Consider the following 26,189-nt stretch of genomic DNA (forward strand, 5'->3'; position numbering starts at 1 on the left):
GGCACCCGAAGGTGCGACCCGCCCGGCCGTCTCGCAGAGGGACCGTCGTCAGACGACGATCAGATAGATGCCGTACGCGACGGCCGCCGCGCACAGCGCGAAGCAGGCGTACGCGCCGGTGCGCGCCATCGCGGCCGAGCCGCCCTGGGACGCGGCCTGCTCCTGCTTGGAGAGGCCGACGATGCCGAGGGTGAAGAGGCCCACGAGGGCGACGGTCGCCACGAGGCTGACTCCGAAGACGGAGCCGAGAGCTGCCCAGTCGATCTTCATGTCGTTTCGTTCCTTACACCGCGGCCGGGGCTGCGGGAGCTGCCGGGTCCGCAGGGGCCGGCGCGGGGATGGTGGTCTTGAGGTGCTCGTCCGCGACGGCGGCCACGGAACCGGCCGGGGCCGGCGGGGCGACGGCCGCCATGGCGGTGGTCACGACGCCCGCGGGCTCGCCGTCGATCTCGTCGGCGGTCACGTTGTGGTGATCGACCGGCTTGCGGCGGGACAGCGCCCAGATGACGGCCGAGCCCGCGACGAGGAGGACCGCGACGGCGGCGACGCCCCAGGTGCCCTGCTTGGTGAGGAACTCGGCGCCGGCGCCGACCAGACCCGCGGCGGGCAGGGTCAGACCCCAGGCGACGAACATCCGGGTCGCGGTCGACCAGCGGACGACACCGCCCTTGCGGCCGAGGCCCGCGCCCATCACCGCGCCGGAGCAGGACTGCGTGGTGGAGAGGGAGAAGCCCAGGTTGGACGAGGCCAGGATGACCGTCGCGGCGCTGGTCTGGGCGGCGAAGCCCTGCTGCGGCTGGAGGTCGGTGAGCCCCTTGCCCATGGTGCGGATGATGCGCCAGCCGCCGAGGTAGGTGCCGAGCGCGATGGCGACACCGGCGGAGACGACGACCCACATCGGAGGGTTGGAGCCGGGGACGAGGACGCCGCCGGTGACCAGGGCGAGGGTGATGACACCCATCGTCTTCTGCGCGTCGTTGGTGCCGTGCGCGAGGGAGACGAGACCGGCGGAGGCGATCTGGCCGGCCCGGTAGCCCTTGGCCGTGGACTTCGTGCTGGTCTTCGAGCTGATCTTGTACGTCAGCCGGGTGGCCGCCATCGCGGCGAGGCCGGCGACGAGCGGCGCGGCGATCGCGGGGATGAGCACCTTGGTGACGATGGTGCCGCCGTTGACCGCCGACCAGCCGGCCGACATCACGGCCGCGCCGATGAGGCCGCCGAAGAGGGCGTGGGAGGAGCTGGACGGCAGACCCATGAGCCAGGTCAGCAGGTTCCAGAGGATGGCGCCGACGAGCGCCGCGAAGATCACTTCGGTACGAATGCCCTGTTCGTTGATGATCCCGCCGGAGATCGTCTTGGCGACCTCGACGGACAGGAACGCGCCGACCAGGTTGAGCACGGCGGACATGGCCACCGCCGTCTTGGGCTTGAGGGCACCGGTCGAGATGGTCGTCGCCATCGCGTTGGCGGTGTCGTGGAAACCGTTCGTGAAATCGAACACGAGAGCTGTCACGACCACAATCGCGAGCAGCAGCGTGATGTGTTCCATTTACCCAGGCAATCGTTTGACGTCAGTGGCTCGACGAACGTAGGCAACCTGAGTGAACGGAAGATGAACTGGGTCGGGCGCAGTGGTGTCCTCAACCGGGTTCGGGGCATTCCGCTTGTGTGGTCGGGGCGCCTTCCGTGGACCCCCTGTCCACGATGTGGTCACGGTGCGACCCCGGGTAATCCGTGCCGTCACGGGACACAGGGGACATCGTCCGCTTCGCCCCCGCTCGCCCGTGTCAGCCCGTGGACGGGCCGAGCGGCCCTGTCAGCCCACCGGGGGACCCCGGAAGGAGATCCACGTCACTCTCACCGGTGACGGCCACGGGTGGGTTCGCCCGGTGGCAGCCCGGGCCCGACCTGTCGACACTGGGAGCGTGCGCCCGGCTACAGCGACGGCAGCGGCCGTCACCACTCTGCTCGGTGCCGGAGCGGCCGTGCTCGCGGCCGGCCGGTACGCCGGCGACGTCGCCCTCAAGGCGACGTCCGGACGGCCCCTGCCCGGCGACCCCCGGCTCACCGTGCACGCCACGGCCCCCGACCGGGTCAGCCTCACCCGCAGCCTCGCCTCCCTGCGCCCCGGCACGTACGGGATCGAGGGCGGCGGCGTCCACGCGGTGGTCGGCCCGGTCCTCGACCGCGTCCCGCACACCGCGGACACGGTCGTACGCCGCCTGGTACGCGTCGAGCACGGCGACCTGGGGCCCGGCGCCCGGGTCCGCTTCACCCCCGAGCTGCACAGCGGCACCCCGGAGACGGCCCTCGGCGTGGTCCAGGAGGACGTGGAGATCCCCGGCGAGCTCGGCTCCCTGCCGGCGTGGCTGGTCCCGGGGGCTCGCCCCACCTGGGTCATCGCCCTGCACGGCATCGGCACCACCCGCCGGCACGCCCTGAACCTCGTCCCCTTCCTCTCCCGCCGGTCGGTCCCCGTCCTCTGTCTCTCCTACCGGGGGGACGAGGGCGCGCCCCCGTCCCCGGACGGCCTCGGCCACCTCGGCGACTCCGAATGGCGGGACGTCGACGCCGCCGTCCGCTACGCGCTGCGCAGGGGCGCCGCGCACGTCGTGCTGCTCGGCTGGGGGACCGGCGCCTCGATGGCCCTGCACGCCGCCGCCGAATCCGGCGTACGGGACGCCATCCGCGGCCTCGTCCTCGACTCCCCTGTCCTCGACCGGGAGGCCACCTTGCGCAACCTCGCCGCCGCCCGCCGCGTGCCAGGCCCGCTGCTTCCGCTCGCCGTGCGCGCCGCGACGGGCCGGGGCTGGCCGCACGGCGACCGGCTGCCCCAGGCCACCGACCCGGGCGCCCTGCGCGTGCAGACGCTCGTCCTGCACGGCCCCGACGACACGATCGCCCCCTGGGAGCCCTCCCTCGAACTGGCCGCGCGGCGACCGGAACTGGTCACTCTCCACACCGTCAGGGGCGCCCCGCACGCCGCGATGTGGAACGCCGACCCGGTCCGCTACGAAGAGGCCCTGCGCCGCTTCCTCACCCCTCTTCTGTAGACCGCCCGCGAGTTCCCTGAGCAGGCCTTCCGCAAGCCTCTTCCGCAGGTCGGCCGCGCGCGTTGCGGCGGTGGGGCGGCGGGCCTCGGCCGGGGGCAGGTGACGGCGCCTCCGATTCCGATTGGGCTTTCGGGCCGCCAACGGGAAGACTGCCCCCGTGACGTCTCGAAAGCCCGATGAGCAATTGGCGCGCAACTCCAGACTCCGACTTGTCCGTCCGCGGGCACTCGCCACCGCCCGACGGGCCGTGACGACCCGGCGCACCCGCCCGGCCCCGCGCCCGCCGGAGGGCACTCCGCCTCGCGCGGAACTGGCCCGCCAGGCACGGACCGTCCTCGCCGACGCCGTGCGGATCGCCCGCTGGGCCGCCCTCGACGGCGCGCCCCGGACCTCCGCCGGGCTCCGCCCGAAGGCCGTCCCGGCGACCCACCCCACGACCCGCGACGCGACCGGCCCCGCGCACGTCGCCGCGACCGACCCCGCGGCCCGCGCCGTTCCCGACCAGGAACGGGCCGCCGCCGCGCTGGACCTGACGCCCGGCCAGGTCCGGGCCGGGTGGGACCGGGCCCGGCTCGCCGGGCTCGTGGAACTCCACGGGGACACCGCCCGCCCCGGCTGGCGGCTGCACGCCTGGGACCGCGACGACTCCGCCGTGCTGCGCGGCTGGGTCGCCCTCTTCGACGCCTGGTCCCTGGTCCACCCGGCCCCCGAGGACGTCGCCCCCGGCGCCGTCGCCGAGGTCGTCGAGGCCGTCCCCCAGGTGCTCTCCCTCCTCCAGCTCTCCGCCGGTCCCGTGGCGGTCCCGGCCCTGCTCGACCTGCTCGGGCAGCGGGTCGACGAACTGCGCGAGGAGCGCTGCGAGGTGCCCGTCGAGGGCGCCGCCGACACCGCGACGGCGTCCGGCACCGACGCCCCGCCCACCGCCGGGCCCGACGGGCTCGCCGCACTGCTCGACTGGGCCCTGGAGGGGCTCGCCGCCGTCGGCGCCCTGACCCTCGGCGAGGGGCCGGACGGCCGGCAGGCCACCCTGACCCCGCTCGGCAACTGGGCGGTCTGGGTCAAGCTGGAGCAGATCTGCGTCGCCGCCCAGAGCCCGGCCGGCAACATCGAGCAGTCGGCCGAGGACATGCTCCGCGGCTGCGCGGGCCTCACCCCCGGCCCCGCGCGTGACGAGTACCGCGCCTGGCTCGCCGCCCGCACCCTCTCCAGCGCGGTCGCCGAACTCCTCGCCGTCGCCCGGGGGGAGGACGCCCTGCTGCGCGGCCTCGCCTTCGAGGCGCTCCGGGTCGTCGGAGCGCCGGCCGAGGCGGAGGTCCGGGCCGCGGCCGAGGAGGTCTCCCTCCGGCCGTACGCCCTGCTCTGGCTCGCCGAGTACGAAGGTGCCGACCCCGACGACGCTCCGGAGGTGCTCACCCGCGAGGAGGCCACCTGGCTCTGGGTGGACACCGCCGCGGCCGTCGCCGACCACGGTGAGAGCACTCTCCTCGTGCGGCATCTGGAGTCGGCCGTCCAGGGCACGGTCCCGGCGCTCCTGGACGAGGTCCGCGCCGTCGGCCACCCCCGTACGGTGCAGGTCCTGGTCGCGCTCGCCGCCGCCCACCCGGACCCCGCCCTTGCCAAGGCGGTCCGCCGAGCGGCCTTCCAGGTCCACACCGGAGGATCCTGAGACACCCGCCCGGGCACCCGCCGAGGCGCCCCGCCCGGGCCCGTCGCACCTCCCGCCCGCCCTCCTGGCCCGATCTCAGCCGGTGGCCCCCGGCAGGTAGGTGCCGAAGCTCCAGACGTTGCCCTCGCCGTCGCGGGCGATGTAGTCCCGCGAGCCGTAGTCCTGGTCCGTCGGCGGCATCACGATCTCGACGCCGTGGGCCACCGCCCGCGCGTGGTGTTCGTCCACGTCGTCCACGTGGACGTACACCCCGCTGGGCCCGGAGCCCTCGACCAGCTTGTCGAACTCGGTGCCCGTGCCCTTGCTGCCGAGCATCACCGTCCCGTTCCCGTACGACAGCTCGGCGTGCATGACCTTGCCGTCCTCGCTCTCGTACACCGCGGTGCGGGTGAAGCCGAAGGCCTCCGTGAGCTGTCTGATCGCCGTCTGCGCGTCGTGGTAGGTCAGGGTCGGACAGATATGGGGTGCCTCAGCCATCCCGATCACTCCTTCTCATGGCGGAATGTGACCTGGGTCTCAGTCTGGCATCCGCCACTGACATCGGGGCGCCTCAGCGGAAGGTGTTGCACTGCGCCATGTCCCCGCTCCTGAACCCGGTGGAGAACCACTGCCGGCGCTGCGCCGCCGAGCCGTGCGTCCAGTTCTCCGGTGTCACCCGGCCCTGGAACCTCTCCTGGATCCGGTCGTCGCCCACGGCCGCCGCCGCGTCCAGACCGTCTTGGATGTCGGCCTCCGTCAAGCGGGTCAGCAGGGGCCGCCCGGTCTTCTCGTCCGGCGTGGTCGTCGCGTGGCGCGCCCAGACGCCCGCGTAGCAGTCGGCCTGCAGCTCGACCCGCACGGCGTTGGAGTTCGCGCCGGCCCGACCGTCCTGGGAGCGGGCCAGGGTGCCCATCATGTTCTGCACGTGGTGGCCGTACTCGTGCGCCACCACGTAGGCCTGGGCGAAGGGGCCGCCGCTCGCCCCGAACGTGGTCCGCAGCTCGTCGAAGAAGCCCAGGTCCAGATAGACCTGCCGGTCGCCGGGGCAGTAGAACGGCCCGACCGCCGAGGTGGCCGAGCCGCAGCCGGTCGCGACCTGGTGGGAGAACATGACCGTGCGCGCGTCCCCGTACCGGCCGCCGCGCCGCGCGTACTCCGCCCGCCAGAAGTCCTGCACGCTGTTGACGACCGCCACGATCCGGCAGTCCTCGCGGGTGTTCGCGTCCGCGCCGGTCCGGCAGGTCCGCTCGACCTGGGCCAGCGAGGAGGAGGTCGCGACCGGCTCGGGGTCGCCGGAGGAGAGCCCCAGCTGTTCGGGGCCCACCCCGAACAGCACCCCCAGGATCAGCGCGATGAATCCGACGATGCCGCCGCCGACGGTCGCCTTCCCGCCGGGGACACGGCTGCCGCGGACGTCCTTGACCTCCGAGGTGTCCAGGTTGGCGTCGTCGTCGAACTGCATGGGCCACCGCCTCTGCCGTCTCGCCGCGGCGGTGACCGCCGCCCTGCGCCCGAGTATCGGCGAATACAACAGGGCTCGCCCCTTTTGTCGGGCATGTGCGGGGGTGAGGGAAAGGGGTGGTGGAGGGCAGGCCCCGGACTGTGGCCGAAAAGCAGTTGCATGCGCCCGTTAGACTGGCCGTATGGCCATTCTCCGCGCGCATGACTAGCGGCGTCGAATCCGCTCTCAGCCCTTTCCGCCGAACCGTCCGCCCTGGAGTCTGTCCGTGATCACCGCTTCCGGCATCGAGCTGCGCGCCGGCGCCCGCATCCTCATCGAGTCCGCTTCCTTCCGCATCGCCAAGGGCGACCGCATCGGCCTCGTCGGCCGCAACGGAGCGGGCAAGACCACGCTCACCAAGTGCCTCGCGGGCGAGGGCATGCCCGCCGCCGGCCAGATCGCCCGCTCCGGCGAGGTCGGCTACCTCCCGCAGGACCCGCGCACCGGCGACCTCGACGTCCTGGCCCGCGACCGCATCCTCTCCGCCCGTGGCCTGGACGTCCTCATCAAGAAGATGCGGATGAACGAGGAGCGCATCGCGACCGGCACCGGCGCCACGCGCGACAAGGCGATGAAGCAGTACGAGCGCCAGGAGACCGAGTTCCTCACCAAGGGCGGGTACGCCGCCGAGGCCGAGGCGTCGACCATCGCCGCCGCCCTCGGGCTCCCCGACCGGGTCCTCGGGCAGCCGCTGCACACCCTCTCCGGCGGCCAGCGCCGCCGCGTCGAACTGGCCCGGATCCTCTTCTCCGACGCCGACACCCTGCTCCTCGACGAGCCCACCAACCACCTCGACGCCGACTCCATCGTCTGGCTGCGCGACTACCTGAAGACCTACCGCGGCGGCTTCATCGTCATCTCCCACGACGTCGACCTCGTCGAGACCGTCGTGAACAAGGTCTTCTACCTGGACGCCAACCGCTCGGCGATCGACGTCTACAACATGGGCTGGAAGCTCTACCAGCAGCAGCGCGAGGCCGACGAGAAGCGCCGCAGGCGCGAGCGCCAGAACGCCGAGAAGAAGGCCGCCGCCCTCAACTCGCAGGCCGACAAGATGCGCGCCAAGGCCACCAAGACCGTCGCCGCGCAGAACATGGCCAAGCGCGCCGAGCGCCTGCTCTCGGGCCTGGAGGCGGTCCGGGTCAACGACAAGGTCGCCAAGCTCCGCTTCCCGGAGCCCGCGCCCTGCGGCAAGACCCCGCTGACGGCGGAAGGTCTGTCGAAGTCGTACGGCTCGCTCGAGATCTTCACCGATGTGAACCTCGCCATCGACAAGGGCTCGCGCGTCGTCATCCTCGGCCTCAACGGCGCGGGCAAGACCACGCTGCTGCGTCTGCTCGCCGGGGCCGAGAAGCCCGACACCGGCGAGGTGACCCCGGGCCACGGCCTCAAGCTCGGCTACTACGCCCAGGAGCACGAGACGCTCGATCCGGAGCGCACCGTCCTGGAGAACATGCGCTCCTCCGCGCCCGACCTCGACCTCGTCGAGGTGCGCAAGACGCTCGGATCCTTCCTCTTCTCCGGCGACGACGTCGACAAGCCGGCCGGAGTCCTCTCCGGTGGCGAGAAGACCCGGCTCGCCCTGGCGACCCTGGTCGTCTCCTCGGCGAACGTGCTGCTCCTGGACGAGCCGACCAACAACCTCGACCCGGCCAGCCGTGAGGAGATCCTCGGCGCGCTGCGCACCTACAAGGGCGCGGTCGTCCTCGTCACGCACGACGAGGGCGCGGTCGACGCGCTGGAGCCGGAGCGGATCATCCTGCTCCCGGACGGCGTCGAGGACCTGTGGGGCCCGGACTACAAGGACCTCGTGGCACTCGCCTGATCATCTCGGTATGGATCATTCGGCTCATGGGTGATCCTTCATCTGAGTGAGGGCGTCTCGTACCCCCGGCGCGGCTCTGTGCGGAATCCTTCCGCAGGGGCCGCGCCGCCTTTGTGCACCCCCTGCGGCGCTGACCAGGCACTTCCTGGTCCGGCGGGCCCCGGAGCGTGGATCACACCGACCGGAATCGAAGACTCCGCTCGTGGCGAGAGCCTGCCGGGGCGCAAACCTGGTGCCACGGACCTTGTCGAATGGGTGGCCAGGACGTCCGGGAGGGGTGATCATGAGAAGTCCAGAGCGCACTTCCCATGAGGAGGCACGGGTGGCCGAGACTCTGAAGAAGGGCAGCCGGGTGACCGGCGCCGCGCGCGACAAGCTCGCGGCAGACCTGAAGAAGAAGTACGACTCCGGTGCGAGCATCCGGGCGCTGGCCGAGGAAACCGGCCGCTCCTACGGATTCGTCCACCGGATGCTCAGTGAATCCGGAGTCACGCTGCGTGGACGCGGCGGAGCGACACGGGGCAAGAAGGCCGCCTCGGCCTGAGCGGGCGCGGTTCGTCGGGTCCATCGGTTCTCGCGGTGGCCACCCGGTCGCCCATGCGGCCGGCCGGGTGGTTACTGTGCAGTCACTTAAGCAGTGCTGCACCGGAACCGGAGGCGCCCCATGACTTCGCTCGACTCTGTGCTCGTGTTCGACAAGGACGGTGTACGGCTCACCGTCGAGGACGCCGTTGCCACGGTGGCCCTGACCAATCCGGCGAAGCGCAACGCCCAGTCTCCCGCTCTGTGGCGGGCGTTGACGGAGGCCGGCCGGTCACTGCCGGGCAGCGTGCGGGTCGTCGTCCTGCGCGGTGAGGGCAAGTCCTTCTCCGCCGGGCTCGACCGGCAGGCGTTCACGCCCGAGGGCTTCGACGGAGAGCCGTCCTTCCTGGACATGGCACGGGGTTCGGACGAGGACCTGGACGCGGTCATCGCCGAGTACCAGGAGGCGTTCACCTGGTGGCGCCGTAGCGACATCGTGTCGATCGCGGCTGTCCAGGGGCACGCCATCGGTGCCGGGTTCCAGCTCGCCCTCGCCTGCGACCTGCGGGTCGTCGCCGACGACGTGCAGTTCGCCATGCGCGAGACCAGCCTGGGACTCGTCCCCGACCTCACCGGCACGCACCCGCTCGTGGGGCTTGTCGGCTACGCCCGTGCGCTGGAGATCTGCGCCACGGGCCGCTTCGTCCACGCGCAGGAGGCCGAGCGCATCGGCCTCGCCAACATCGCCGTGCCCGTCGACGAACTCGACGGCGCCGTACGGGACTTGAGCGCCGCCCTGCTCTCCGCCCCGCGCGACGCCGTGATCGAGACCAAGGCGCTGCTCCAGGGCGCCGCCGGCCGTTCGTACGAGGAGCAGCGCACCGCCGAGCGCGCCGCGCAGGCCCGCCGTCTGCGCGACCTGGCGGGGCTCGGCGACTGATTCCGCGTGCGCCGGAGGCCGCCCCCTTCGGTGTGCGTCGCCCGCGGCCGCGTCTCAGCGGATCTCCGCGACCAGAACCGTGACCGCCGTCGCCCCGGGGGCCGTTTCGGCCACCCGGGCGCGGACGGCACGGGCCACGTCCAGGGAGCGGTGGTTGACGCCGACCGCCAGTTCCACGCGCAGCGCCCCGGGGGCCCGGTGGACCGGGGTGCCCAGGACGGACGTCAGCCCCACCACGCCCGGCACGCCGAGCACGGCGAACGCCACCGGATCGTCGGCCGCCGGAGCGGGGGTTCGCCCGGGTGGCGGAGTGGGGGCCGGTGAATCCGGGGCGGCCTCCGCGAGACCGGTCACCCGCAGGTCCACCGCAGTGACCACAAGGCCCAGATCCCGATCCGCCGAGGCGAACAGCGCCTCGCGTACCTCCTCGGCAAGAACCGGCAGCGGCCTGCCCGCCACTCGTGCGTCCCCCGCGGCCCACTCGGCCGCGAAGTCCCCAGTGATCCGCAGCGTCCCCGGCGGCAGCCCGCCCGGCGGCACGGGGAACGGCGCGTCCGGCCGCTCCTCCGCGAGCCCCACCCGGAGCTTTCCCGGCACCACGCCCCGTACCGTCGCCGCTGCTCGCAGCAGCACCCTGCGTGCCGCGCTCTCCGCCAGCCACGCACCGTCCGTGGCCTCTCCCAGGGGCAGCAGCCGACCCAGCCTGAATCGCCCGCGGAGCGCCTCCGCCCGTCCCGCCCCAGATGTCGTCGTCATTGCCCCAGCCTAATGTGGGCAAAGGTGGATATAGGCGCAGAGAAGGGATGAATGGTGATGAATGATCCTGCACACCCCCGTGACCCGTCCGTGATCAAGCGCGGCGGCGGCGACCCCGCCAGCCGTGGTCGGACCACCATCGCCGACGGCGTCGTCGAGAAGATCGCCGGACTGGCCGCACGTGAGGTCGACGGCGTCCACGCCATGGGAAGCGGCTTGTCCCGCACGCTCGGCGCCGTGCGCGAGCGGGTCCCGGGCGGCGGGGGCACCAAGGCGGGCGCCACCCGAGGCGTCAAGGCCGAAGTCGGCGAGGTGCAGACCGCGCTCGACCTCGAGATCGTGGTCGAGTACGGCGCCGCCATCGCCGAGGTGGCCGGAGCCGTGCGCGAGAACGTCATCGCGGAGGTCGAGCGGATGACCGGTCTGGAGGTCGTCGAGGTCAACATCGCGGTGAGCGACGTGAAGCTGCCGGAGGACGAGGAAGAGGAGCCGGAGTCGCGGCTCCAGTAGCCGTCGGCGGTCCGACTGAAAGGGCTCAGCATGAGCATGGCGATGGTCGGCCTGGTGGCCGGAATGGCCCTCGGCTTCGCCGGATACTTCGGCGGCTTCGGGGCGTTCGTGCTGGTCGCGGCGTTGGGCGCGATCGGCTTCGTCGTCGGGCGGTTCCTGGAGGGGGACCTCGAACCCGGCGACTTCTTCCGGGGTCGCGAGCGCGGCGAGCGGCGGCGGTGACCGGGGGTGACACTCGACCGGGTGGGCCCGGCCGGCCGTGGGGCGACCACGATCGCCGACCGGGTCGTCGCGAAGATCGCCGCGCGCGCCGCGCGGGAGGCACTCGACGCGGTGCCCCAGGGCGGCTCGCCGCCGCACGCCTCGGTCCACGTGCAGCGTGACACGGCGCGGGTCTCGGTCAGCCTGGAGCTGGGATACCCCGTCGACCTCGGCCGACAGTGCCGCGAGGTGCGCAGCCAGGTGAGGAAACGGGTGCGCGAGCTGGCGGGCATGGAGGTCCCCGAGGTGGCCGTCCACGTCGAGCGTCTGCACTCCCCGCGCACGGCGCGCGAGTCGGACGGGCGGAGGCTGCGATGACCACGGAGACGGAGACCGGAGCCGGCGCGGGCGCCAAGGACGTACCCGTACTGAAGGAGCCGCCGGCCACGCCCGACGCGCGCCGCTTCTGGGCGGTGCGGCGCATCCCCGCGGCGCTGATCGCCCTGATCCTCCTCGGCGGCACCGGCCTGCTGCTCTACGACGTGGCCGCCGTCCGGGCCGGCCGTACGGCCATGAGCTGGCGCCGGGAACTCGCCGACGACCTGGCGACCCGGCCCCTCGACAACGCCTGGGTGCTGGCCGGCGCGGCCCTCGCCGTCGTCCTCGGCGTCTGGCTTCTGATCCTGGCGGCCACCCCGGGGCTGCGCTCCGTCCTCCCGATGCGGCGTGACCACACCGACGTACGGGCCGGGCTCGACCGCGAGGCCGCCGAGCTGGCCCTGCGGGACCGGGCGATGGAGGTCTCGGGCGTGCAGTCGGCACGGGTACGGATGGGCCGGAGGAAGGTGGCGGTCCGGGCGGTCTCCCACTTCCGTGAACTGGACCAGGTCCGCGCCGACCTGGAGAGCGTCCTCGGCACCGGCATCGACGACCTGGGCCTGGCCCGCCCACCCGAGCTGACGGTCCGCGTGGGCCGCCCGCCGAAGAAGGGAGGACGGGCGTGACCGCCGTCCTGCGCCGCGTCAACCGCGTCCTGCTCGCCCTGATCGGCCTGGCGCTCGTCGCCGGCGGCGGGGCGGTCCTGGCCGCCGGGCTGGACCTGGCGGTGCCCTCGTGGTGGCCGTGGTCGGGCCCCACCGACGTCCTGGTGAGCCGGGCGGACCGGCTGCGCCGGCGCGACGAGGGCTGGTGGTGGCCGGTGGTGATCGCCGTCCTCGGCGTGATCGTGCTGCTGGCCCTGTGGTGGCTGCTCGCCCAGTTCCGCCGCGCCCGGCTCACGGAGATCGTGATCGACACCGGCGACGGTGAGGCGGCGACGGTCCGGGGCCGGACCCTGGAGAGCGTCCTGGAGGCGGACGCGACGGCCCAGGGCGGCGTGGCACGCGCCCGGGTCGCCCTGACGGGCCGCCGCACGGCCCCCCGCACGCGCATGGCACTGCTCCTGGAGCCGCACGCCTCGCCGGGCGCCGCCCTCGCCTCCCTGTCCACCGAGGCCCTGGCCAACGCCCGCACCTCGACGGGCCTGGGCGCCCTCCCGACCGAAGCCCGCCTCCGCGCGGTCAGACACCGAGCCCGCCGCGTGACCTGACGCCCGGCCGACCGGGTCCGGCCACGTTCGGCCGACCGGTCACGCCGGTCCGGTCAGGTCCCGCCACCCGGCCGTCGTCAGAAGCCGTGCCGGGCGCCGCCGTCCACCGAGACCATCACACCCGTCATGTACGAGGCCGCCGGCGACAGCAGGAACGCCGCCGTGCGGCCGTACTCCTCCGGGGTGCCGTAGCGCCGCAGCGGGATACGGGCCTCGGACGCCGCGCGCGTGGCCTCCGCGTCGCCCGACAGGGCGTCCAGCTGGCGCACCCGGTCCGTGTCGATCCGCCCCGGCAGCACGCCGACCACCCGGATGCCCCGCGGCCCCAGGTCCGATGCGAGGGACTTCGCGAAGCCGGCGAGCCCCGGGCGCAGGCCGTTGGAGATCGTCAGGCCCGGGATCGGCTCGTGGACGGAGCCCGACAGGACGAAGCCGATGACCCCGCCCTCGGTCAGCGCCTCCGCCGCCGCCCTGGCCATCCGTACCGCGCCGAGGAAGACGCTGTCGAAGGCCGCCGCCCACTGCTCGTCGGTGTTGTCCGCGCCGAAGCCCGGCGCCGGTCCGCCCACGCTCACGAGGATGCCGTCGAAGCGCCCGAAGCGGGCCCGCGCCTCCGCGATCAGCCGGGCGGGCGCCTCCGGGTCCGCGTTGTCGGCGGCGAGCCCCGCCGCGTCCGGGCCCAGCTCCGCGACCGCCTCGGCGACCGTCTTCTCCTCGCGCCCGGTGACCAGCACCTTCGCGCCCTCGGCGAGCAGCGCCTCGGCCGAGGCACGGCCGAGCCCCCGGGTCCCGCCGGTCACCACGTACACACGGTCCTTCAGTCCAAGATCCATGGGCCCTATCCTGCCGCGTCCTCCGCGCCCAGCGCGAGAGCGGTCCCCACCAGGCCGATGTGGCTGAACGCCTGCGGAAAGTTGCCCAGCTGCCGCCCCGCGACCGGGTCGTACTCCTCCGCGAGCAGCCCGACGTCGTTACGGAGCTTCAGGAGGTGCTCGAAGAGCTCCCGCGCCTCCTCCTCACGGCCCGTCATCCGCAGCGCGTCCGCCATCCAGAAGGAGCAGACGAGAAACGTTCCCTCCCCGCCGGGCAGGCCGTCCACGGAGACGCCCTCGGTGCTGTAGCGACGGACGAAGCCGCCGTGCGTCAGCTCCTCCCGCACCGCGTCCACCGTCCCCACCACGCGGGGATCGTCCGGCGGCAGGAACCCGACCCGGGGGATCAGCAGCGTCGCCGCGTCCAGCTCCCGTGAGCCGTAGGACTGGGTGAAGGTGTTGCGCACGGGGTCGTACCCCCGGTCGCACACCTCCGCGTGGATCTCGTCCCGCATCGCCCGCCAGCGCGCCGCATCGCCCCGCAGCGAGGGGTCGGCCTCCAGCGTGCGCACCGCCCGGTCGGCGGCCACCCAGGCCATCACCTTCGAGTGGACGAAGTGGCGGCGCGGGCCGCGCACCTCCCACAGCCCCTCGTCCGGCGCCCGCCAGGTCGACTCCAGGAACCCGAGCAGGCTCAGCTGCAGGTTCCAGGCGTGCACGACCGGCGGGATCCCGGCCTCCCGCGCCATGTAGAGCGAGTCCATGACCTCGCCGTACACGTCGAGCTGGAACTGATCCACCGCCGCGTTCCCGATCCGCACCGGCGCCGAGTCCGCGTACCCGCGCAGCCAGGGCAGCACCGTCTCCGGCAGCCGCCGCTCGCCGCCCGGGCCGTACATGATCTGCAGATCCGCCGGGTCGCCCGCGACCGCCCGCAGCAGCCAGTCGCGCCAGGCCCCCGCCTCCTCGACATAGCCGGCCGACAGCAGCGCGTTCAGGGTGAGGGTGGAGTCGCGCAGCCAGCAGGAGCGGTAGTCCCAGTTCCGTACGCCGCCCAGCTCCTCCGGGAGCGAGGTGGTGGGCGCGGCGACGATGCCGCCGGTCGGCGCGTAGGTGAGCGCCTTCAGCGTGATCAGCGAGCGCAGCACCGCCTCGCGGTACGGGCCCTGGTAGGTGCAGCGCGCCGCCCAGTCCCGCCAGTCCGTCAGGCACTCGTCGAGCGCCCCGAAGGGGTCGATCAGCTCCGGGCGCGGCCGGTGCGAGGGGTGCCAGGTGAGCACGAAGGCCACCTTCTGGCCCGCGTCGACGGTGAACGACGAACAGGTCGAGAACTGCTGCCCCCAGGTCTTCACCTCCGGCTCGCTGCGCAGCCAGACCGAGTCGGGACCGGCGACGGCCACCCGGTGGCCGTCGCTGCGCCGGACCCACGGCACGACCGAGCCGTAGTCGAAGCGCAGCCGCAGCACCCCGCTCATCTCGACGCTGCCGCTGACGCCCTCCACGATCCGCATCAGATCGGGGGACTCGTCACGCTGCGGCATGAAGTCGACGACCTTGACCGTGCCCGTGCGGGTCTCCCAGTACGTCTCCAGGACCAGCGAGTCACCGGCGTAGCCCCGGGTCGTGCAGGTCTTGGCGCCCTTGGGGGCCAGCCGCCAGTGGCCGTTCTCCTCGTCGCCGAGGATCGCGGCGAAGCAGGCGGCCGAGTCGAAGCGCGGTAGACACAGCCAGTCGATCGACCCGTCGCGTCCGACGAGCGCGGCGGTCTGGAGATCGCCGATGAGGGCGTAGTCGTCGATACGTTGCGTCACGCCTTGGCGTGTTCCCGCCGAGACCGACGGTCAATCAGAAGAACGCTGTGGCCTACACCGCTGCCGGTTCGGGTTCGGGAGTCCCCGCGCCACCGTCCGTACGCGCCGCCGCCTCCTGGTCCCGCTTCTCGCGGCGGACCAGGATCACCCAGCCGACAGGCACACCGGCCGTGAAGAGCCACCACTGCACGGCGTACGCCATGTGCGCGCCGATCGAGTCGTGGTCCGGCTCGGGGACCAGCTCGGGGGAGCCGCCGGGAGAGTCCGGCGCGGTCTGCTCGACGTACCCGCCGAGCACGGTGAGGCCGGTCAGCTCGGCCTGCTGGGCGCTGTTGATCAGCATCACCTGACGGTCCGGCAGCCCGCGCAGGTCCTTGATGCCGCTGGCGCCGGTCGTCTCGTCGGCCTTGAGCCGGCCGGTCACGGTCACCTCGCCCTTCGGCGCGGGCGGGACCTCGGGGTACGCCTTCTGGTCGGGCGCGGCGGGGACCCAGCCGCGGTTGACGACGACGGCCCGGCCGTCCTTCAGGACCAGCGGGGTGAGGACCATGACGCCCTGCTGGTCGTCGGCGTTGGTGCGCCGCCGGACGACGACCTCGTGCGCGGTGTCGAAGGTGCCGGTGGCCGTGACCGTACGCCAGTAGTCGGCGCGCGGGACGGTGTGGCCGGGGGAGGTCAGCTGCTCGACGGGGACCGGCTTCGCCTTGAGGTTGTCCGCGATCAGGGCGTTCTGGGCGACCCGGCGCTCGTGCCGGTGGAACTGCCAGAAGCCCAGCTCGATCATCGTCGGGACGAGGACGAGGGCGACGAGGGTGAGGATCACCCACTGCCGGGACAACAGGAAGCGGTACACCCCATGACCGTACAACTGTGGTCATGAGGTGCACGCACGGGGGTTGTGGTCACACTCTGTCGACGATGCCCGCCTTTCCCTCCGCACGGGCGCAGTGGGCGCCGCAGTACCAGTTCCCCTCGACCTCGACACCCTGGCCGATGATCGAGACCCGGCAGTGCTCACAGATGGGCGCCATGCGGTGAATGGCGCACGAGAAGCAGTCGAAGACGTGCACCGCGCCCTGCGCGTGCACCTCGAAGGACATGCCGTAGTCGTTTCCGCAGACCTCACAACGTGCCATGCGCCACAGGGTGCTGCCCGCGGCGGACGAGCCGCGGGCGGCACGCCCGGGGCGTCACCCGTCTGCCGGGGTCACGTCCCGCAGCAGTTGGGTGAAGGCGGCCTCGTCGACGATCGGGGTGGCGAAGGACTTCGCCTTCACCGTCTTGGAGGTGGCGGCGTCCGGATCGTTCGTCACCAGCAGGCTCGTCAGCCGGGAGACGCTGGTGGCGACATGGAGCCCCGCCTCTACCGCGCGGTCCTCCAGCAGCTCGCGGTCGATGGAGGTGTCGCCCGAGAACGCCACCCGCATGCCCTGCTTGAGCGGTTTGTCCGCTTCGTAACGTCCGGGGTTCGGGTACGGGCACGGCGGCCGCTTCCGCGAGGGGCGCCAGCCGTTCGTGGCGTACGAGGCCTGCCGGCCGATCCGGGCCGGGGCGGGCGTGGACACCCACTCGGTCAGCGGCCGGCACTCCAGGAGCGGCAGCCGTACGTTCCGCTCGGCCGCCGCGTGCAGGCTCGGCCGGAACGCCTCGGCCAGCACCCGCGCGTCGTCCAGCGCGTGGTGCGCCCGCTGCTGGACGACACCGAAGTGCGCGGCCAGCGACTCCAGCTTGTGGTTGGGCAACGGGAGCGACAGCTCCTTCGCCAGGGCGATCGTGCAGAGCCGCTGCCGCACGGGCGCGGTGCGGTCGGCCCGCGCGTACTCGCGGGCGATCATCGACCAGTCGAAGAGCGCGTTGTGCGCCACCAGGACCCGGCCGTCGAGCCGCGCGGAGAACTCGGCGGCGATCTCGGGGAAGAGCGGCGCGCCCTCCAGCGCCTCACTGGTCAGCCCGTGGATCCAGACCGGCCCGGGGTCGCGCTCCGGATTGACCAGCGTGTACCAGTGGTCCTCGACGTTCCCCTGGGCGTCCAGGCGGTAGACGGCAGCCGACACTATCCGGTCGTCGCGGGCGAGTCCGGTGGTCTCCACGTCGACGACCGCGTACCCCTGTGGGTAGGCGGTCGGCCACGCTGCTGCTGTCGTACGGTCGTCGAGCATGGTCACTGAGAATACGGGCCCCGACCGACACCTCGACCCCCCGGTGCCCCTCCCACCCGTCGGAACCGGCCATCCGGCGGACGGTGACCCGTCGCGCGGGCGTCAGCGGCTGTGCCCCGCACGGGAGTTCACCGGGTCCGGCGGGCAGTGGCCAGGAGGCCGTCCACCAGGGCGCGTACGGAGGCGGCGAAGAGGCGCTCCGTGTCGATCGGGCGGGCCAGCGCGCGGGTGAGGGCCGGGTCGTCCGGGTCGGTCGTCTCCGTCTCCCAGAGCTCCTCCTCGGCGGGGGACTGGACCGGCGCCCGCTCACGGTTGCGCTCCACCAGGACGTAGCCGACGACCTGCACCTGCACCGCGCGGACCACCTCCGCGGCCCGTGCGCCGCGCAGCCCGGCCGCGTGGACCTCGTGGGCCAGCGCGCGCTGCGCGGGAAGGAACATGCGCTCCGTCAGGCCCCGTTCGTGGACCATCGCCACCAGGTGCGGCCGGTCCCGCAGTTCGCGGCGGAGCGCCCGGGCCACCGAGACGATCCGCTCGGCAGGGGTCCGGCCGCGCGCCGTGATCGCGGAGAGGTCGGCGACCGTCCGCTCGACCAGCGCGTCGAGGAGCGACTCGCGGTTGCCGACGTGCCAGTAGATCGAGGTCACCGCCGTGCCGAGCTCGGCGGCGAGCTTGCGCATGGTGAGGGCGTCCGGGCCGTGCTGCTTCACGAGCGCGGCGGCGGCCGCCAGGACCTCGTCGCGGGTGAGTGCGCTGCGCGCCATCCGTCCCCCTCGTTCTCGTCGGTGCACGGCCCTTTACCCTTCATCGCCGCCGGTGTAACTGTGTTACAGGCCGACGGTCCCTGAAGGGTGGTACGTCATGGCACGAGTACGGTACGGGGCGCGCACCGACGCCGAGATCACGGCGGCCCGCGCCAGGAGCAGCAACCTTCCCGACATCTGGTCCACCGGAGTCGTCGCCGTCTGGGAGACCGATCCGCACGTCGTCGCGGCGGTCCTGCCGCCCCCGCTGAAACCCACCGAGCGGCCCCTGGTCCGGGCCAACATCAGCCAGGTCGACCTGCCCGGCTACCCCCTCGGCGCCGGCTCGGTCGCCGTGGCCGCCGCCCACGGCGACCAGGAGGGCTGGTACCCGCTGGTCATGCCGATGACCCTGGAGCGGGCCCTCATCGGCGGCCGCGAGGTCTTCGGTGAGCCGAAGAAGCTCGGCCAGGTCGTCGTCGAACGCGACGGACTCGTCGTCCGCGCCTCCCTCGGCCGGCACGGCATCGACTTCGTCGAGGTGCGCGGCGCGGTCTCCGGGCCGCTCCCGCTGCCCGAGCCCACCGAGAAGACCGACTTCTACTTCAAGTTCCTGCCGGGCGTGGACGGCACGGGCTTCGACGCGGACCCCGTCCTCGTGCACTGCCTGCGCAACGAGAAGGTCCGCAAGCTGGAGCAGGTCACCGGCGACATCGTCCTGCGCGAGTCCATGTACGACCCCGTCGCCGACCTCCCCGTACGCCGGATCGTCGAGATCACGATCGGCGAGAAGACCACCGACCAGAAGGGCCGGGTCGTGGAACGGGTGAGCGCCCAGGCCCTCCTGCCGTACATCCACCAGCGGTACGACGACCCGCAGCAGATCCTCGACGCACCCCCGGCGGGATCGACAGCAGGGGGCGTGTGATGGAGCTGCGCCAGGGACAGGTCGCCGTGGTCACGGGCGCGGCGAGCGGCATCGGGCTCGCGATGGCCCGCCGGTTCGCCGCCGAGGGGCTCGCCGTCGTCCTCGGCGACGTGGAGGAGGCCGCGCTCGCCCAGGCGGCCGAGGAGCTGATGGAGGGCGGGGCGCAGGTCCTCGCCCGTACGGTCGACGTCGGCGACGCGGACTCCGTACGCGCCTTCGCGGACGCGGCCTTCGACACCTTCGGCGGCGTGCACGTCCTCTGCAACAACGCGGGCGTCGGCTCGGGCGCCGAAGGCCGGATGTGGGAGCACGAGCCCAACGACTGGAAATGGGCCTTCTCCGTCAACGTCTGGGGCGTCTTCCACGGCATCCAGGCCTTCGTCCCGCGCATGATCGCGGGCGGCGAACCCGGCCACGTCGTCAACACCTCCTCCGGCGACGGCGGGATCGCCCCGCTGCCCACCGCCTCCGTCTACGCGGTCACCAAGGCGGCCGTCGTCACCATGACCGAGTCGCTGTACGCGCATCTGAAGGCCGAGCACGCGCGCGTGGGGGCGTCCGTGCTCTTCCCCGGCCCGCACATGCTGCGCACCGGCCTGTGGGAGTCGCACCGCAACCGGCCCGAGCGGTACGCCAAGGAGCGGCCCCGCAGGACCCCGTACCGCAGCCTCGACCAGTGGGAGGCGGCGATGAAGGAGGCCGGGCACGAGGTCGCCTTCACGCCCGTCGAGGAGGTCGCGGAGCACGTCGTCGACGGCATCCGTGCCGACCGGTTCTGGATGCTGCCGCCGAGCGAGCACAGCGACCGGCAGATCCGGGCGCGCTCGCAGTCGATGCTCGACCGCGCCAACCCGTCCTACCTGGAGAACTTCATTCTCGACTGAGGGGCTCAGCCATGGCCTATGAGGACCCGTATCTGATCATCTCCTCCGACTGTCATGCCGGTCTGCCCACCGAGCGCTACCGGCCCTATCTCGACTCGCGGTTCCACCGTGACTTCGACGAGTTCCTCGCCGGACGCGAGGCCCGCCGCGAGGCCATGACCCGGCTCGGGGTGCGCAACGAGGAATTCGCGACCAAGTGGTTCAGCGACAACGAGGAAGGGCTGCGGGGTGGCTGGGACGCCGCCCAGCGGCTCAAGGAGCTCGACGGCGACGGGGTCGCGGCCGAGGTCGTCTTCCCCGACGCGGACGCCGTCGACAGCCGGACCGCCGCGCCGTTCGGGGTGGGCCTCGGGCTCTCCGGCGACCAGGACCCGGAGCTGGGCATGGCGGGGGCGCAGGCGCACAACCGCTGGCTCGCCGAGTTCGTGGGGCAGAACCCCGAGCGGCACTGCGGGGTGGCGCTGCTGCCGATCACGGCCGAGCCGTCGAAGGTGGTCGCCGAGATCCACCGGGCGAAGGAGTCCGGGCTCGGGGCGCTGATGATCCCCTCCATGTGGGTGGACAAGGAGCCGTACCACGACCGGCGTTACGACCCGATCTGGGCGGCCGCCGCCGAGACGGGCATGCCGCTCGTCACCCACTCGGGCGCGGCGCCGCGCGAGGAGTACGGCGACCACCTCGGCATCTACGTCAGCGAGGTGACGTGGTGGCCGGCCCGGCCGCTGTGGTTCCTGCTCTGGTCCGGTGTCTTCGAGCGGCACCCGGGGCTGAAGTTCGGCGTGGCCGAGTCCGGCTGCTGGTGGTTGCCGAACCTGCTCTGGTTCATGGACCGGCTCTACCTCGGCGCCCACGGCGGCAAGAAGCTGTCCCCGTTCGCGGAGCTGAAGCGGCCGCCGAGCGAGTACCTGGACCGCCAGGTCTTCGTCTGCGCCACCAACACGAAGCGGCGCGAGCTGGCGCAGCGGTACGAGATCGGCGTGGACAACATCCTGTGGGGCTCGGACTTCCCGCATCCGGAGGGGACCTGGCCCCACACGCGCGCGTGGCTGCGGAACACCTTCCACGACATCCCGGTGGAGGAGACGCGTCGGATGCTGGGTCTCGCGGCGGCGGAGGTCTTTGGATTCAATATTCGAATATTGGATCCGATCGCCCGTCGCATCGGTCCGACCCCGGCCGACCTCGGCCAGTCGCCCGACCAGGCGGCGGTGGAGGCCTCCTGGGCGCGCTCGCGCGAGGTCGGCCGCCACTGGCTGACGGACCACGACTTCCCCGCCCTGGGCCCGACCCCGGCGGTGAGCTGATGGACCGCTACACCGTCATCTCCGCCGACTGTCACGCGGGCGCCGACCTCCTGGACTACAAGCCGTACCTGGAGAAGAAGCACCACGACGCCTTCGACGCCTGGGCGGCCGGCTACGTCAACCCGTACGAGGACCTGCTCGCCGACACCGCCGACCGCAACTGGAACTCCGGGCGGAGGCTGCGCGAGCTGGAGGCGGACGGCATCGTCGCCGAGGTCGTCTTTCCCAACACCATCCCGCCGTTCTTCCCTTCGGCGTCCCTCATGGCCCCCGCGCCGACCCGCGAGGAATTCGAACAGCGCTGGGCCGGGCTGCGGGCGCACAACCGGTGGCTGGCCGACTTCTGCGCGGACGCGCCCGGCCGCCGGGCGGGCGTCGCGCAGATCCTCCTCAACGACGTCGACGAGGCCGTGAAGGAGATCCGCCGCACCAAGGAGGCGGGGCTCACCGGCGGCATCCTCCTGCCGGGCGCCCCGCCCGGCAGCGGGATCCCGGAGCTGTACTCGCAGACGTACGACCCGATCTGGGGGGCCTGCGCCGAGCTGGACGTCCCGGTCAACCACCACGGCGGCTCCGCCTCGCCGCCACTGGGCGACGAGCCGGCGGCGCGCGCGGTCTTCATGGTCGAGACGACCTGGTTCTCGCACCGGGCGCTCTGGCACCTGGTGTTCGGCGGCGCCTTCCGCCGCCACCCGGAGCTGAAGCTCGTCCTCACCGAGCAGGGCTCGGGCTGGATCCCCGGGGTCGTGGAGATGCTGGACTACTACCACGCGCGCCTGGTCGCGGCGGCCTCGCGGGCGGCCACGGCGGAGTCCAAGTTCGGGGCGGGCCTCGCGGAGTCCATGGGCAAGGGCCCCAGCGAGGTCTGGCGCGACAACTGCTTCGTCGGCGCGAGCTTCATGCGCCCGCACGAGGTGCCGCTGCGCGACCGGATCGGCCTCGACAAGATCATGTGGGGCAGCGACTACCCGCACGACGAGGGCACGACGCCGTACTCCCGCGAAGGTCTCCGCGTCGCCTACGCGGGGCTGCCGAGGGAGGAGGTCGCGGCGATGGTCGGCGGCAACGCGGCCCGTGTCTACGGCTTCGACCTGCCCTTCCTGGACTCCCTCGCGGCCGTGCACGGCCCGACCGTCGAGGAGATCGCCGAACCCCTGAAGGAGGTCCCTGCGGCCGCCACCAGCCCTGCCTTCGCCCCGGGCGGGTCGGTCCGCGTCTGGTGAGGGCCCGGGTGAGACCCTCCCGGGGTGACTGACGCGCCCACCCACGACGAGGCCCACGGCGGCGGCCTCGGCGCCCGTCTCAACTGGCTCCGGGCCGCCGTGCTCGGAGCCAACGACGGGATCGTCTCCACCGCGGGCCTCGTCGTCGGCGTGGCCGGCGCGACGGAGTCGCGCTCCGCGCTCCTGACCGCGGGCCTCGCGGGCCTGCTCGCCGGTTCGCTGTCGATGGCGGCGGGGGAGTACGTCTCGGTCTCCACGCAACGGGACTCGGAGAAAGCGGCCCTGGCCACGGAGAGACGTGAACTGCGCGAGGATCCCGAGGCCGAACTCACGGAGCTGACGGACCTGCTCGCCGCCCGCGGCCTGACCCCGGACGTGGCCCACGAGGCCGCGGTCCAACTCACCGAACGCGACGCCCTGCGCGCCCACGCGCGCGTGGAACTGGGCATCGACCCCGACGCCCTGACCAACCCCTGGCACGCGGCCGCCGCCAGCTTCCTCGCCTTCACGGCCGGCGCCCTGCTGCCCCTCCTCGCGATCGTCCTCCCACCCGCCACGACCCGCCTCTGGATCACGGTCCTCTCCGTCCTGGCAGCCCTCACCCTCACCGGCTGGTCCAGCGCCCGCCTCGGCGCATCCCCACCCACCCGAGCAATCCTCCGCACGGTCGGCGGCGGCGCCCTGGCGATGGCGGTGACGTACGGGGCGGGGTCGCTGCTGGGGGCGGCGGGGGTGTGAGCCGTACGTCAGAGGTACGTGACGTTCTCCGCGTGGATCTCGACGCGGAGCTCCTCCGGAAGGCCGGCGGAGCTTCGGTCCACCGGGCCGCAGTAGGAGAACCGCACGACCTCCAGCGCGGGCAGCTCGGCGAGCGCGGCCAGGTTCCGGATGTCCCGGCAGGAGCCGATCCACAACTCCGTCAGCTCCTGGTGGGGCAGGACACCGGAGAGGTCGAGCTCGTCGACGCCCAGGAGCTGCAAGGTGCGAAGGGACGAGGACAGGGAGGTCCGCTGCAGCTGCCGCCACTGGTCGGCACCGGAGACGGTGAGCCATGTCAGCTCCCGCCACGCCTCGATGCCGTCGAGCCGAACGGTGCCCGCGCCCTGGAAGAGCCCGAGTCCGGTGAGCGCCGGGCCGAAGGGAAGGTCGCCCAACTCCTTCTCCCACGGCGTGTGGCTGATCGTCAGGTGACGGAGACAAGGGAGTTCGCGCAGGGGCGTGAGGGCCGTGGCCTCGGGCGGCTGGTAGAGATGCAGGTGGGTCAGCGGAAGTCCGGCCAGCGAGTCCAGGCCGTCGAGCAACCGGCAGCGGGTGAGGGACAGGTTCTTCAGCAGCGGCAGACGGCGCAGCGGTGCCAGGTCCCTGACCGAGTTGTCGACGAGGTACAGGGAACTGAGAACGTCCTGGCGCAGGATGTTCTCAGGAAGCCCGTGGTCGCCCTCCAGGTTCACCGCGGCGAGATGGGGCAGGCGCGGCAGGTACTCCAGCTGCGCGGCAGTGCGCACGGTGACGGTGTAGTCGGCCGCCCTGGTGTCCGTGAGGACCGCCTCGGCGTAGTCGGCCGTGTCGAACGACGTCCAGGCCAGGCCCAGCTGGAAACGGACGCGGGGCCGGGTCTCGGCGCGGAACCGGGCGATGACGCCCAGCCCCGCGTCGCCGCCGACGAGCGCCGCCGTACGCACGACGGCCTCCGCCTCCTGCTCCGACAGCTCCGCGGGCCCCGGCAGCAGAGAGAGCACCAGCGAGCCCACCTTGGCGAGTTCTTCCGCCTGCTGGATCGAGCGCGGCGGCAGCAGCTCCCGCGTCCGCTCCTCCACCTCCGCCCGTATCGCCGGATCCAGCTCCGGAGCCTGCTCCAAGCAGGCCGCCGCCAGCAGCACCAGCCGGTGGCGCAGCTTCGGCGCCCGGTCCGCGCGCCGTAGCAGCTGCTTCAGGAGGCGGGCGCGCTCGTCCACGCGCGCGTGGCCCACCGCCATCTGGACGACGTTGTCCCAGGTGTCGTCGTGGGCGTGCTTGACCAGGACGCCGAAGTCCCGCGCCTCCACCGCAGCCTTCGCGCCCAGGTAGTCGAGGAACGTCCGGTGGACGAAGTCCACGGTGCCCGGGGCGGGTTCGCGGAGCAGCCCGCTGCGGATCAGCAGGTGCGCGAAGACCTGTTCAGCCGTCCCCGCGACCTGCGGCATCGACGCCAGCCACTCCGCGACCATCTCCTCCGCCTCGCCACGATCCGCCTGGACCTGGTCGTTGCGGATCAGCCAGTACGCGAGCCGCTGCAGGAGTGCCGTCTGTTCCTCCCGCGTCAGGTCGACGCCCTCGACCGCGCAGATCTCCCGTTCCGTGTCGCGCCGCACGAGCAGCATGTCCAGCGCCGCGTCGTACAGTTCCTTCCGCGCCCGGGGCAGCTGCATCCGCCGGTCCCGGTTCAGGGCGCAGAGCAGCGCGCACATCAAGGGGTTGGTGGCGAGGCGGCCGAGGTCACGGCGGGTGCCGACCGCGTCGCGCAGGGACTTCTCGTAGGTGTCGAGCGCGCCGTCCGCCGGGTCCTCCAGCCGGGCCGCCTCGTGCCAGTGGGCGATGAAGGCGCGGATGCCGTCGCGGTCCATCGGCAACAGGGAGTGGGCGGTGAAGCCCTGCCGGGCCAGCCACTCCTCCGGCACGGCCGAGGGGCGGGTCGTCACGACGTACCGGGCCTGGGGAAAGGCCGCGACCAGGTTCCTCAGCCAGGTCTCCGTCCGCTGCCGCAGCCGTACCGGGACCTCGTCCACACCGTCGACCAGCACCAGTGCCCGCCCGCTCGCGAGCAGGTCCTCCGCCCAGCCCGCCGGCGGGCTCAGCGGCACCCCCGACGCGCGCAGGAACTCCTCGGGCGTCGGCAGCGCGTCCGCCGAGGTGAAGGCGCGCAGGCGCAGGACGAAGGGGACGCAGCGGTTCCAGTCCGTCAGGTCCCCGTCGAAGGAGCGACGCGCCGCGTTCAGCGCCAGCCACTGCACCAACGTGCTCTTGCCGGACCCCGCCGGGCCCCGCAGCACCAGCCGGTCCGTCGTCGTGAGCGCCACCTCCGTGCTCACCGTGGTCGGCCCCGCGTGCGCGAGGCCATGGGCGGCGGCCTCCCACTCTCCGCTCACCGCCAGGCTGATGTACGCCGTGTCCAGCGGCCACTCCCGCGCCGACCGCCCCAGCGTCAGCCCGAACAGCTCCAGGCGCCCGTGCGTCGCCGCCACGTACCGCGCGTACCGCTCCTCGAAGGCGAGCGCCTCCGCCTCCGGCCGGGGGAGCGCCGAGCTCAGGCTCTCCACCGCCTCCCGCGTCCGCCCCGCCACGCGCGCGTGCTCCACGGCCGCCCGCGCCGCGAACGACGGTTCGGCCGTCAGCTGCTCCACGAGGTGGGCGCAGCAGAGCCCGAGCAGGTCGTCGTACAGCTCCAGCGTGCGTCCGGACAGGCCCGCGTCCGGGGCGCGCAGCTCTTGGCCCAGCCGCTCCGGGTCGAGGTCCACCGCGAAGAGCCGGCTCGCGTCCACCGGTCCCGCCGCCGCGAACGTGTCCCGTACGCCGTCGACCGCCGCGAGCCGCTCGTGCTCCGGCAGGGCGGCGTACACGCCCGAGGCCAGCCGCGCGGCGAGGACCTTCGCCAGGCGGTCGGGCTTCGCCGGCCGGGGGAGCGGGCGGACGGGGGAGGCGACGAGCCCGGCGCCCTTGGGCGGCGCCACCATCGACCGTACGACCGCGCCCAGCACCGTTCCCGCCAGGCGTGCCAGCGCAACTTCCAGACTCTGCAACGGAGTTC

27 protein-coding genes are annotated in these 26,189 nt (G+C 72.9%); 15 read left to right on the forward strand and 12 right to left on the reverse strand.

The window, feature by feature from the left end:
• Nucleotides 1-48: 48 nt before the first annotated feature.
• Nucleotides 49-270 carry a hypothetical protein gene (locus ACWF79_RS29135; protein ID WP_453731147.1) on the reverse strand — a complete coding sequence of 74 codons (222 nt, stop codon included), beginning with the start codon at nucleotides 268-270 and terminating at the stop codon, nucleotides 49-51.
• A 13-nt stretch (nucleotides 271-283) separates the two neighbouring features.
• Nucleotides 284-1,549: an anion permease gene (locus tag ACWF79_RS29140; RefSeq protein ID WP_453731148.1), complete on the reverse strand. Its 1,266-nt coding sequence runs from the start codon at nucleotides 1,547-1,549 to the stop codon at nucleotides 284-286.
• Nucleotides 1,550-1,925: 376 nt separating this feature from the next.
• Between ACWF79_RS29140 and ACWF79_RS29145 the strand changes: the two genes are divergently transcribed.
• Nucleotides 1,926-3,053 (forward strand): alpha/beta hydrolase, encoded by a 1,128-nt coding sequence (locus ACWF79_RS29145; RefSeq protein WP_453731149.1) that lies wholly within the window; start codon nucleotides 1,926-1,928, stop codon nucleotides 3,051-3,053.
• 157 nt (nucleotides 3,054-3,210) lie between these two features.
• Nucleotides 3,211-4,719 (forward strand): hypothetical protein, encoded by a 1,509-nt coding sequence (locus ACWF79_RS29150; protein ID WP_453731150.1) that lies wholly within the window; start codon nucleotides 3,211-3,213, stop codon nucleotides 4,717-4,719.
• 75 nt (nucleotides 4,720-4,794) lie between these two features.
• Here ACWF79_RS29150 and ACWF79_RS29155 read toward each other — a convergent pair whose 3' ends face one another.
• Nucleotides 4,795-5,196 (reverse strand): VOC family protein, encoded by a 402-nt coding sequence (locus tag ACWF79_RS29155; RefSeq protein WP_453731151.1) that lies wholly within the window; start codon nucleotides 5,194-5,196, stop codon nucleotides 4,795-4,797.
• A gap of 73 nt (nucleotides 5,197-5,269) precedes the next feature.
• Nucleotides 5,270-6,160 carry a KPN_02809 family neutral zinc metallopeptidase gene (gene ypfJ, locus ACWF79_RS29160; RefSeq protein WP_453731152.1) on the reverse strand — a complete coding sequence of 297 codons (891 nt, stop codon included), beginning with the start codon at nucleotides 6,158-6,160 and terminating at the stop codon, nucleotides 5,270-5,272.
• Nucleotides 6,161-6,425: 265 nt separating this feature from the next.
• On the opposite strand from ypfJ, the gene ACWF79_RS29165 reads away from it, so the two are divergent.
• The 3 genes from ACWF79_RS29165 (at nucleotide 6,426) to ACWF79_RS29175 (ending at nucleotide 9,486) form a co-directional block, all read left to right on the forward strand.
• Complete coding sequence (locus ACWF79_RS29165; protein ID WP_453731153.1) at nucleotides 6,426-8,024, forward strand: ABC-F family ATP-binding cassette domain-containing protein; 1,599 nt, start codon at nucleotides 6,426-6,428, stop codon at nucleotides 8,022-8,024.
• Nucleotides 8,025-8,346: 322 nt separating this feature from the next.
• Nucleotides 8,347-8,568: a helix-turn-helix domain-containing protein gene (locus ACWF79_RS29170; RefSeq protein WP_006123601.1), complete on the forward strand. Its 222-nt coding sequence runs from the start codon at nucleotides 8,347-8,349 to the stop codon at nucleotides 8,566-8,568.
• A gap of 120 nt (nucleotides 8,569-8,688) precedes the next feature.
• Nucleotides 8,689-9,486, forward strand: coding sequence for an enoyl-CoA hydratase/isomerase family protein (locus ACWF79_RS29175; RefSeq protein WP_453731154.1), 798 nt, complete (start codon nucleotides 8,689-8,691; stop codon nucleotides 9,484-9,486).
• A 54-nt stretch (nucleotides 9,487-9,540) separates the two neighbouring features.
• Here the strand turns inward: ACWF79_RS29175 and ACWF79_RS29180 are convergent, their stop codons facing one another.
• Nucleotides 9,541-10,242: a hypothetical protein gene (locus ACWF79_RS29180; protein WP_453731155.1), complete on the reverse strand. Its 702-nt coding sequence runs from the start codon at nucleotides 10,240-10,242 to the stop codon at nucleotides 9,541-9,543.
• Between the two features lie 57 nt (nucleotides 10,243-10,299).
• Between ACWF79_RS29180 and ACWF79_RS29185 the strand changes: the two genes are divergently transcribed.
• From ACWF79_RS29185 to amaP, 5 genes are read left to right on the forward strand one after another with little or no spacing between them, the layout of a single operon-like run.
• Entirely contained in the window at nucleotides 10,300-10,752 is a 453-nt protein-coding gene (locus tag ACWF79_RS29185) for an Asp23/Gls24 family envelope stress response protein (protein WP_453731156.1), read from the forward strand.
• Nucleotides 10,753-10,782: 30 nt separating this feature from the next.
• A complete protein-coding gene (locus tag ACWF79_RS29190; RefSeq protein ID WP_453731157.1) occupies nucleotides 10,783-10,974 on the forward strand; it encodes a hypothetical protein in 192 nt (63 codons plus the stop codon).
• A 6-nt stretch (nucleotides 10,975-10,980) separates the two neighbouring features.
• Complete coding sequence (locus tag ACWF79_RS29195; protein WP_453731158.1) at nucleotides 10,981-11,331, forward strand: Asp23/Gls24 family envelope stress response protein; 351 nt, start codon at nucleotides 10,981-10,983, stop codon at nucleotides 11,329-11,331.
• A complete protein-coding gene (locus ACWF79_RS29200) occupies nucleotides 11,328-11,957 on the forward strand; it encodes a DUF6286 domain-containing protein (RefSeq protein ID WP_453731159.1) in 630 nt (209 codons plus the stop codon). The genes ACWF79_RS29195 and ACWF79_RS29200 overlap by 4 nt, the downstream gene beginning before the upstream one ends.
• Complete coding sequence (gene amaP, locus ACWF79_RS29205) at nucleotides 11,954-12,541, forward strand: alkaline shock response membrane anchor protein AmaP (protein WP_453731160.1); 588 nt, start codon at nucleotides 11,954-11,956, stop codon at nucleotides 12,539-12,541. Before ACWF79_RS29200 ends, amaP begins: the two co-directional genes overlap by 4 nt.
• Nucleotides 12,542-12,618: 77 nt before the next feature.
• Here amaP and ACWF79_RS29210 read toward each other — a convergent pair whose 3' ends face one another.
• The 6 genes from ACWF79_RS29210 to ACWF79_RS29235 all read right to left on the reverse strand — a co-directional run bounded on the left by ACWF79_RS29210 (nucleotide 12,619) and on the right by ACWF79_RS29235 (nucleotide 18,087).
• Complete coding sequence (locus tag ACWF79_RS29210) at nucleotides 12,619-13,374, reverse strand: SDR family NAD(P)-dependent oxidoreductase (protein WP_453731161.1); 756 nt, start codon at nucleotides 13,372-13,374, stop codon at nucleotides 12,619-12,621.
• Between the two features lie 5 nt (nucleotides 13,375-13,379).
• The gene (locus ACWF79_RS29215; protein WP_453731162.1) at nucleotides 13,380-15,164 is read right to left on the reverse strand and encodes a glycoside hydrolase family 15 protein; all 1,785 of its coding nucleotides are present in this window, start codon (nucleotides 15,162-15,164) and stop codon (nucleotides 13,380-13,382) included.
• A gap of 52 nt (nucleotides 15,165-15,216) precedes the next feature.
• On the reverse strand, nucleotides 15,217-16,017 hold the full coding sequence (locus tag ACWF79_RS29220) for an SURF1 family cytochrome oxidase biogenesis protein (RefSeq protein WP_453731163.1): 801 nt from the start codon (nucleotides 16,015-16,017) through the stop codon (nucleotides 15,217-15,219).
• Between the two features lie 49 nt (nucleotides 16,018-16,066).
• Nucleotides 16,067-16,300, reverse strand: coding sequence for a hypothetical protein (locus ACWF79_RS29225; protein ID WP_315894602.1), 234 nt, complete (start codon nucleotides 16,298-16,300; stop codon nucleotides 16,067-16,069).
• Nucleotides 16,301-16,354: 54 nt separating this feature from the next.
• Nucleotides 16,355-17,329, reverse strand: coding sequence for a DEDDh family exonuclease (locus ACWF79_RS29230; protein WP_453731164.1), 975 nt, complete (start codon nucleotides 17,327-17,329; stop codon nucleotides 16,355-16,357).
• 122 nt (nucleotides 17,330-17,451) lie between these two features.
• Nucleotides 17,452-18,087, reverse strand: a complete 636-nt coding sequence (locus tag ACWF79_RS29235) for a TetR/AcrR family transcriptional regulator (protein WP_453731165.1) — start codon at nucleotides 18,085-18,087, stop codon at nucleotides 17,452-17,454.
• 97 nt (nucleotides 18,088-18,184) lie between these two features.
• On the opposite strand from ACWF79_RS29235, the gene ACWF79_RS29240 reads away from it, so the two are divergent.
• The 5 genes from ACWF79_RS29240 to ACWF79_RS29260 are packed head-to-tail and all read left to right on the forward strand — an operon-like array spanning nucleotide 18,185 to nucleotide 23,143.
• Complete coding sequence (locus ACWF79_RS29240) at nucleotides 18,185-18,994, forward strand: acetoacetate decarboxylase family protein (protein ID WP_453731166.1); 810 nt, start codon at nucleotides 18,185-18,187, stop codon at nucleotides 18,992-18,994.
• Nucleotides 18,994-19,878 carry an SDR family NAD(P)-dependent oxidoreductase gene (locus ACWF79_RS29245; RefSeq protein ID WP_453731167.1) on the forward strand — a complete coding sequence of 295 codons (885 nt, stop codon included), beginning with the start codon at nucleotides 18,994-18,996 and terminating at the stop codon, nucleotides 19,876-19,878. The genes ACWF79_RS29240 and ACWF79_RS29245 overlap by 1 nt, the downstream gene beginning before the upstream one ends.
• A gap of 11 nt (nucleotides 19,879-19,889) precedes the next feature.
• Entirely contained in the window at nucleotides 19,890-21,182 is a 1,293-nt protein-coding gene (locus ACWF79_RS29250) for an amidohydrolase family protein (RefSeq protein WP_453731168.1), read from the forward strand.
• Nucleotides 21,182-22,405 (forward strand): amidohydrolase family protein, encoded by a 1,224-nt coding sequence (locus tag ACWF79_RS29255; RefSeq protein ID WP_453731169.1) that lies wholly within the window; start codon nucleotides 21,182-21,184, stop codon nucleotides 22,403-22,405. Before ACWF79_RS29250 ends, ACWF79_RS29255 begins: the two co-directional genes overlap by 1 nt.
• A 24-nt stretch (nucleotides 22,406-22,429) precedes the next feature.
• Nucleotides 22,430-23,143, forward strand: coding sequence for a VIT1/CCC1 transporter family protein (locus ACWF79_RS29260; protein ID WP_453731170.1), 714 nt, complete (start codon nucleotides 22,430-22,432; stop codon nucleotides 23,141-23,143).
• Between the two features lie 8 nt (nucleotides 23,144-23,151).
• Here the strand turns inward: ACWF79_RS29260 and ACWF79_RS29265 are convergent, their stop codons facing one another.
• Nucleotides 23,152-26,181, reverse strand: a complete 3,030-nt coding sequence (locus ACWF79_RS29265; RefSeq protein WP_453731171.1) for an NACHT domain-containing protein — start codon at nucleotides 26,179-26,181, stop codon at nucleotides 23,152-23,154.
• Nucleotides 26,182-26,189: the final 8 nt, after the last annotated feature.

The organism is Streptomyces sp. NPDC054975, from assembly GCF_053609105.1.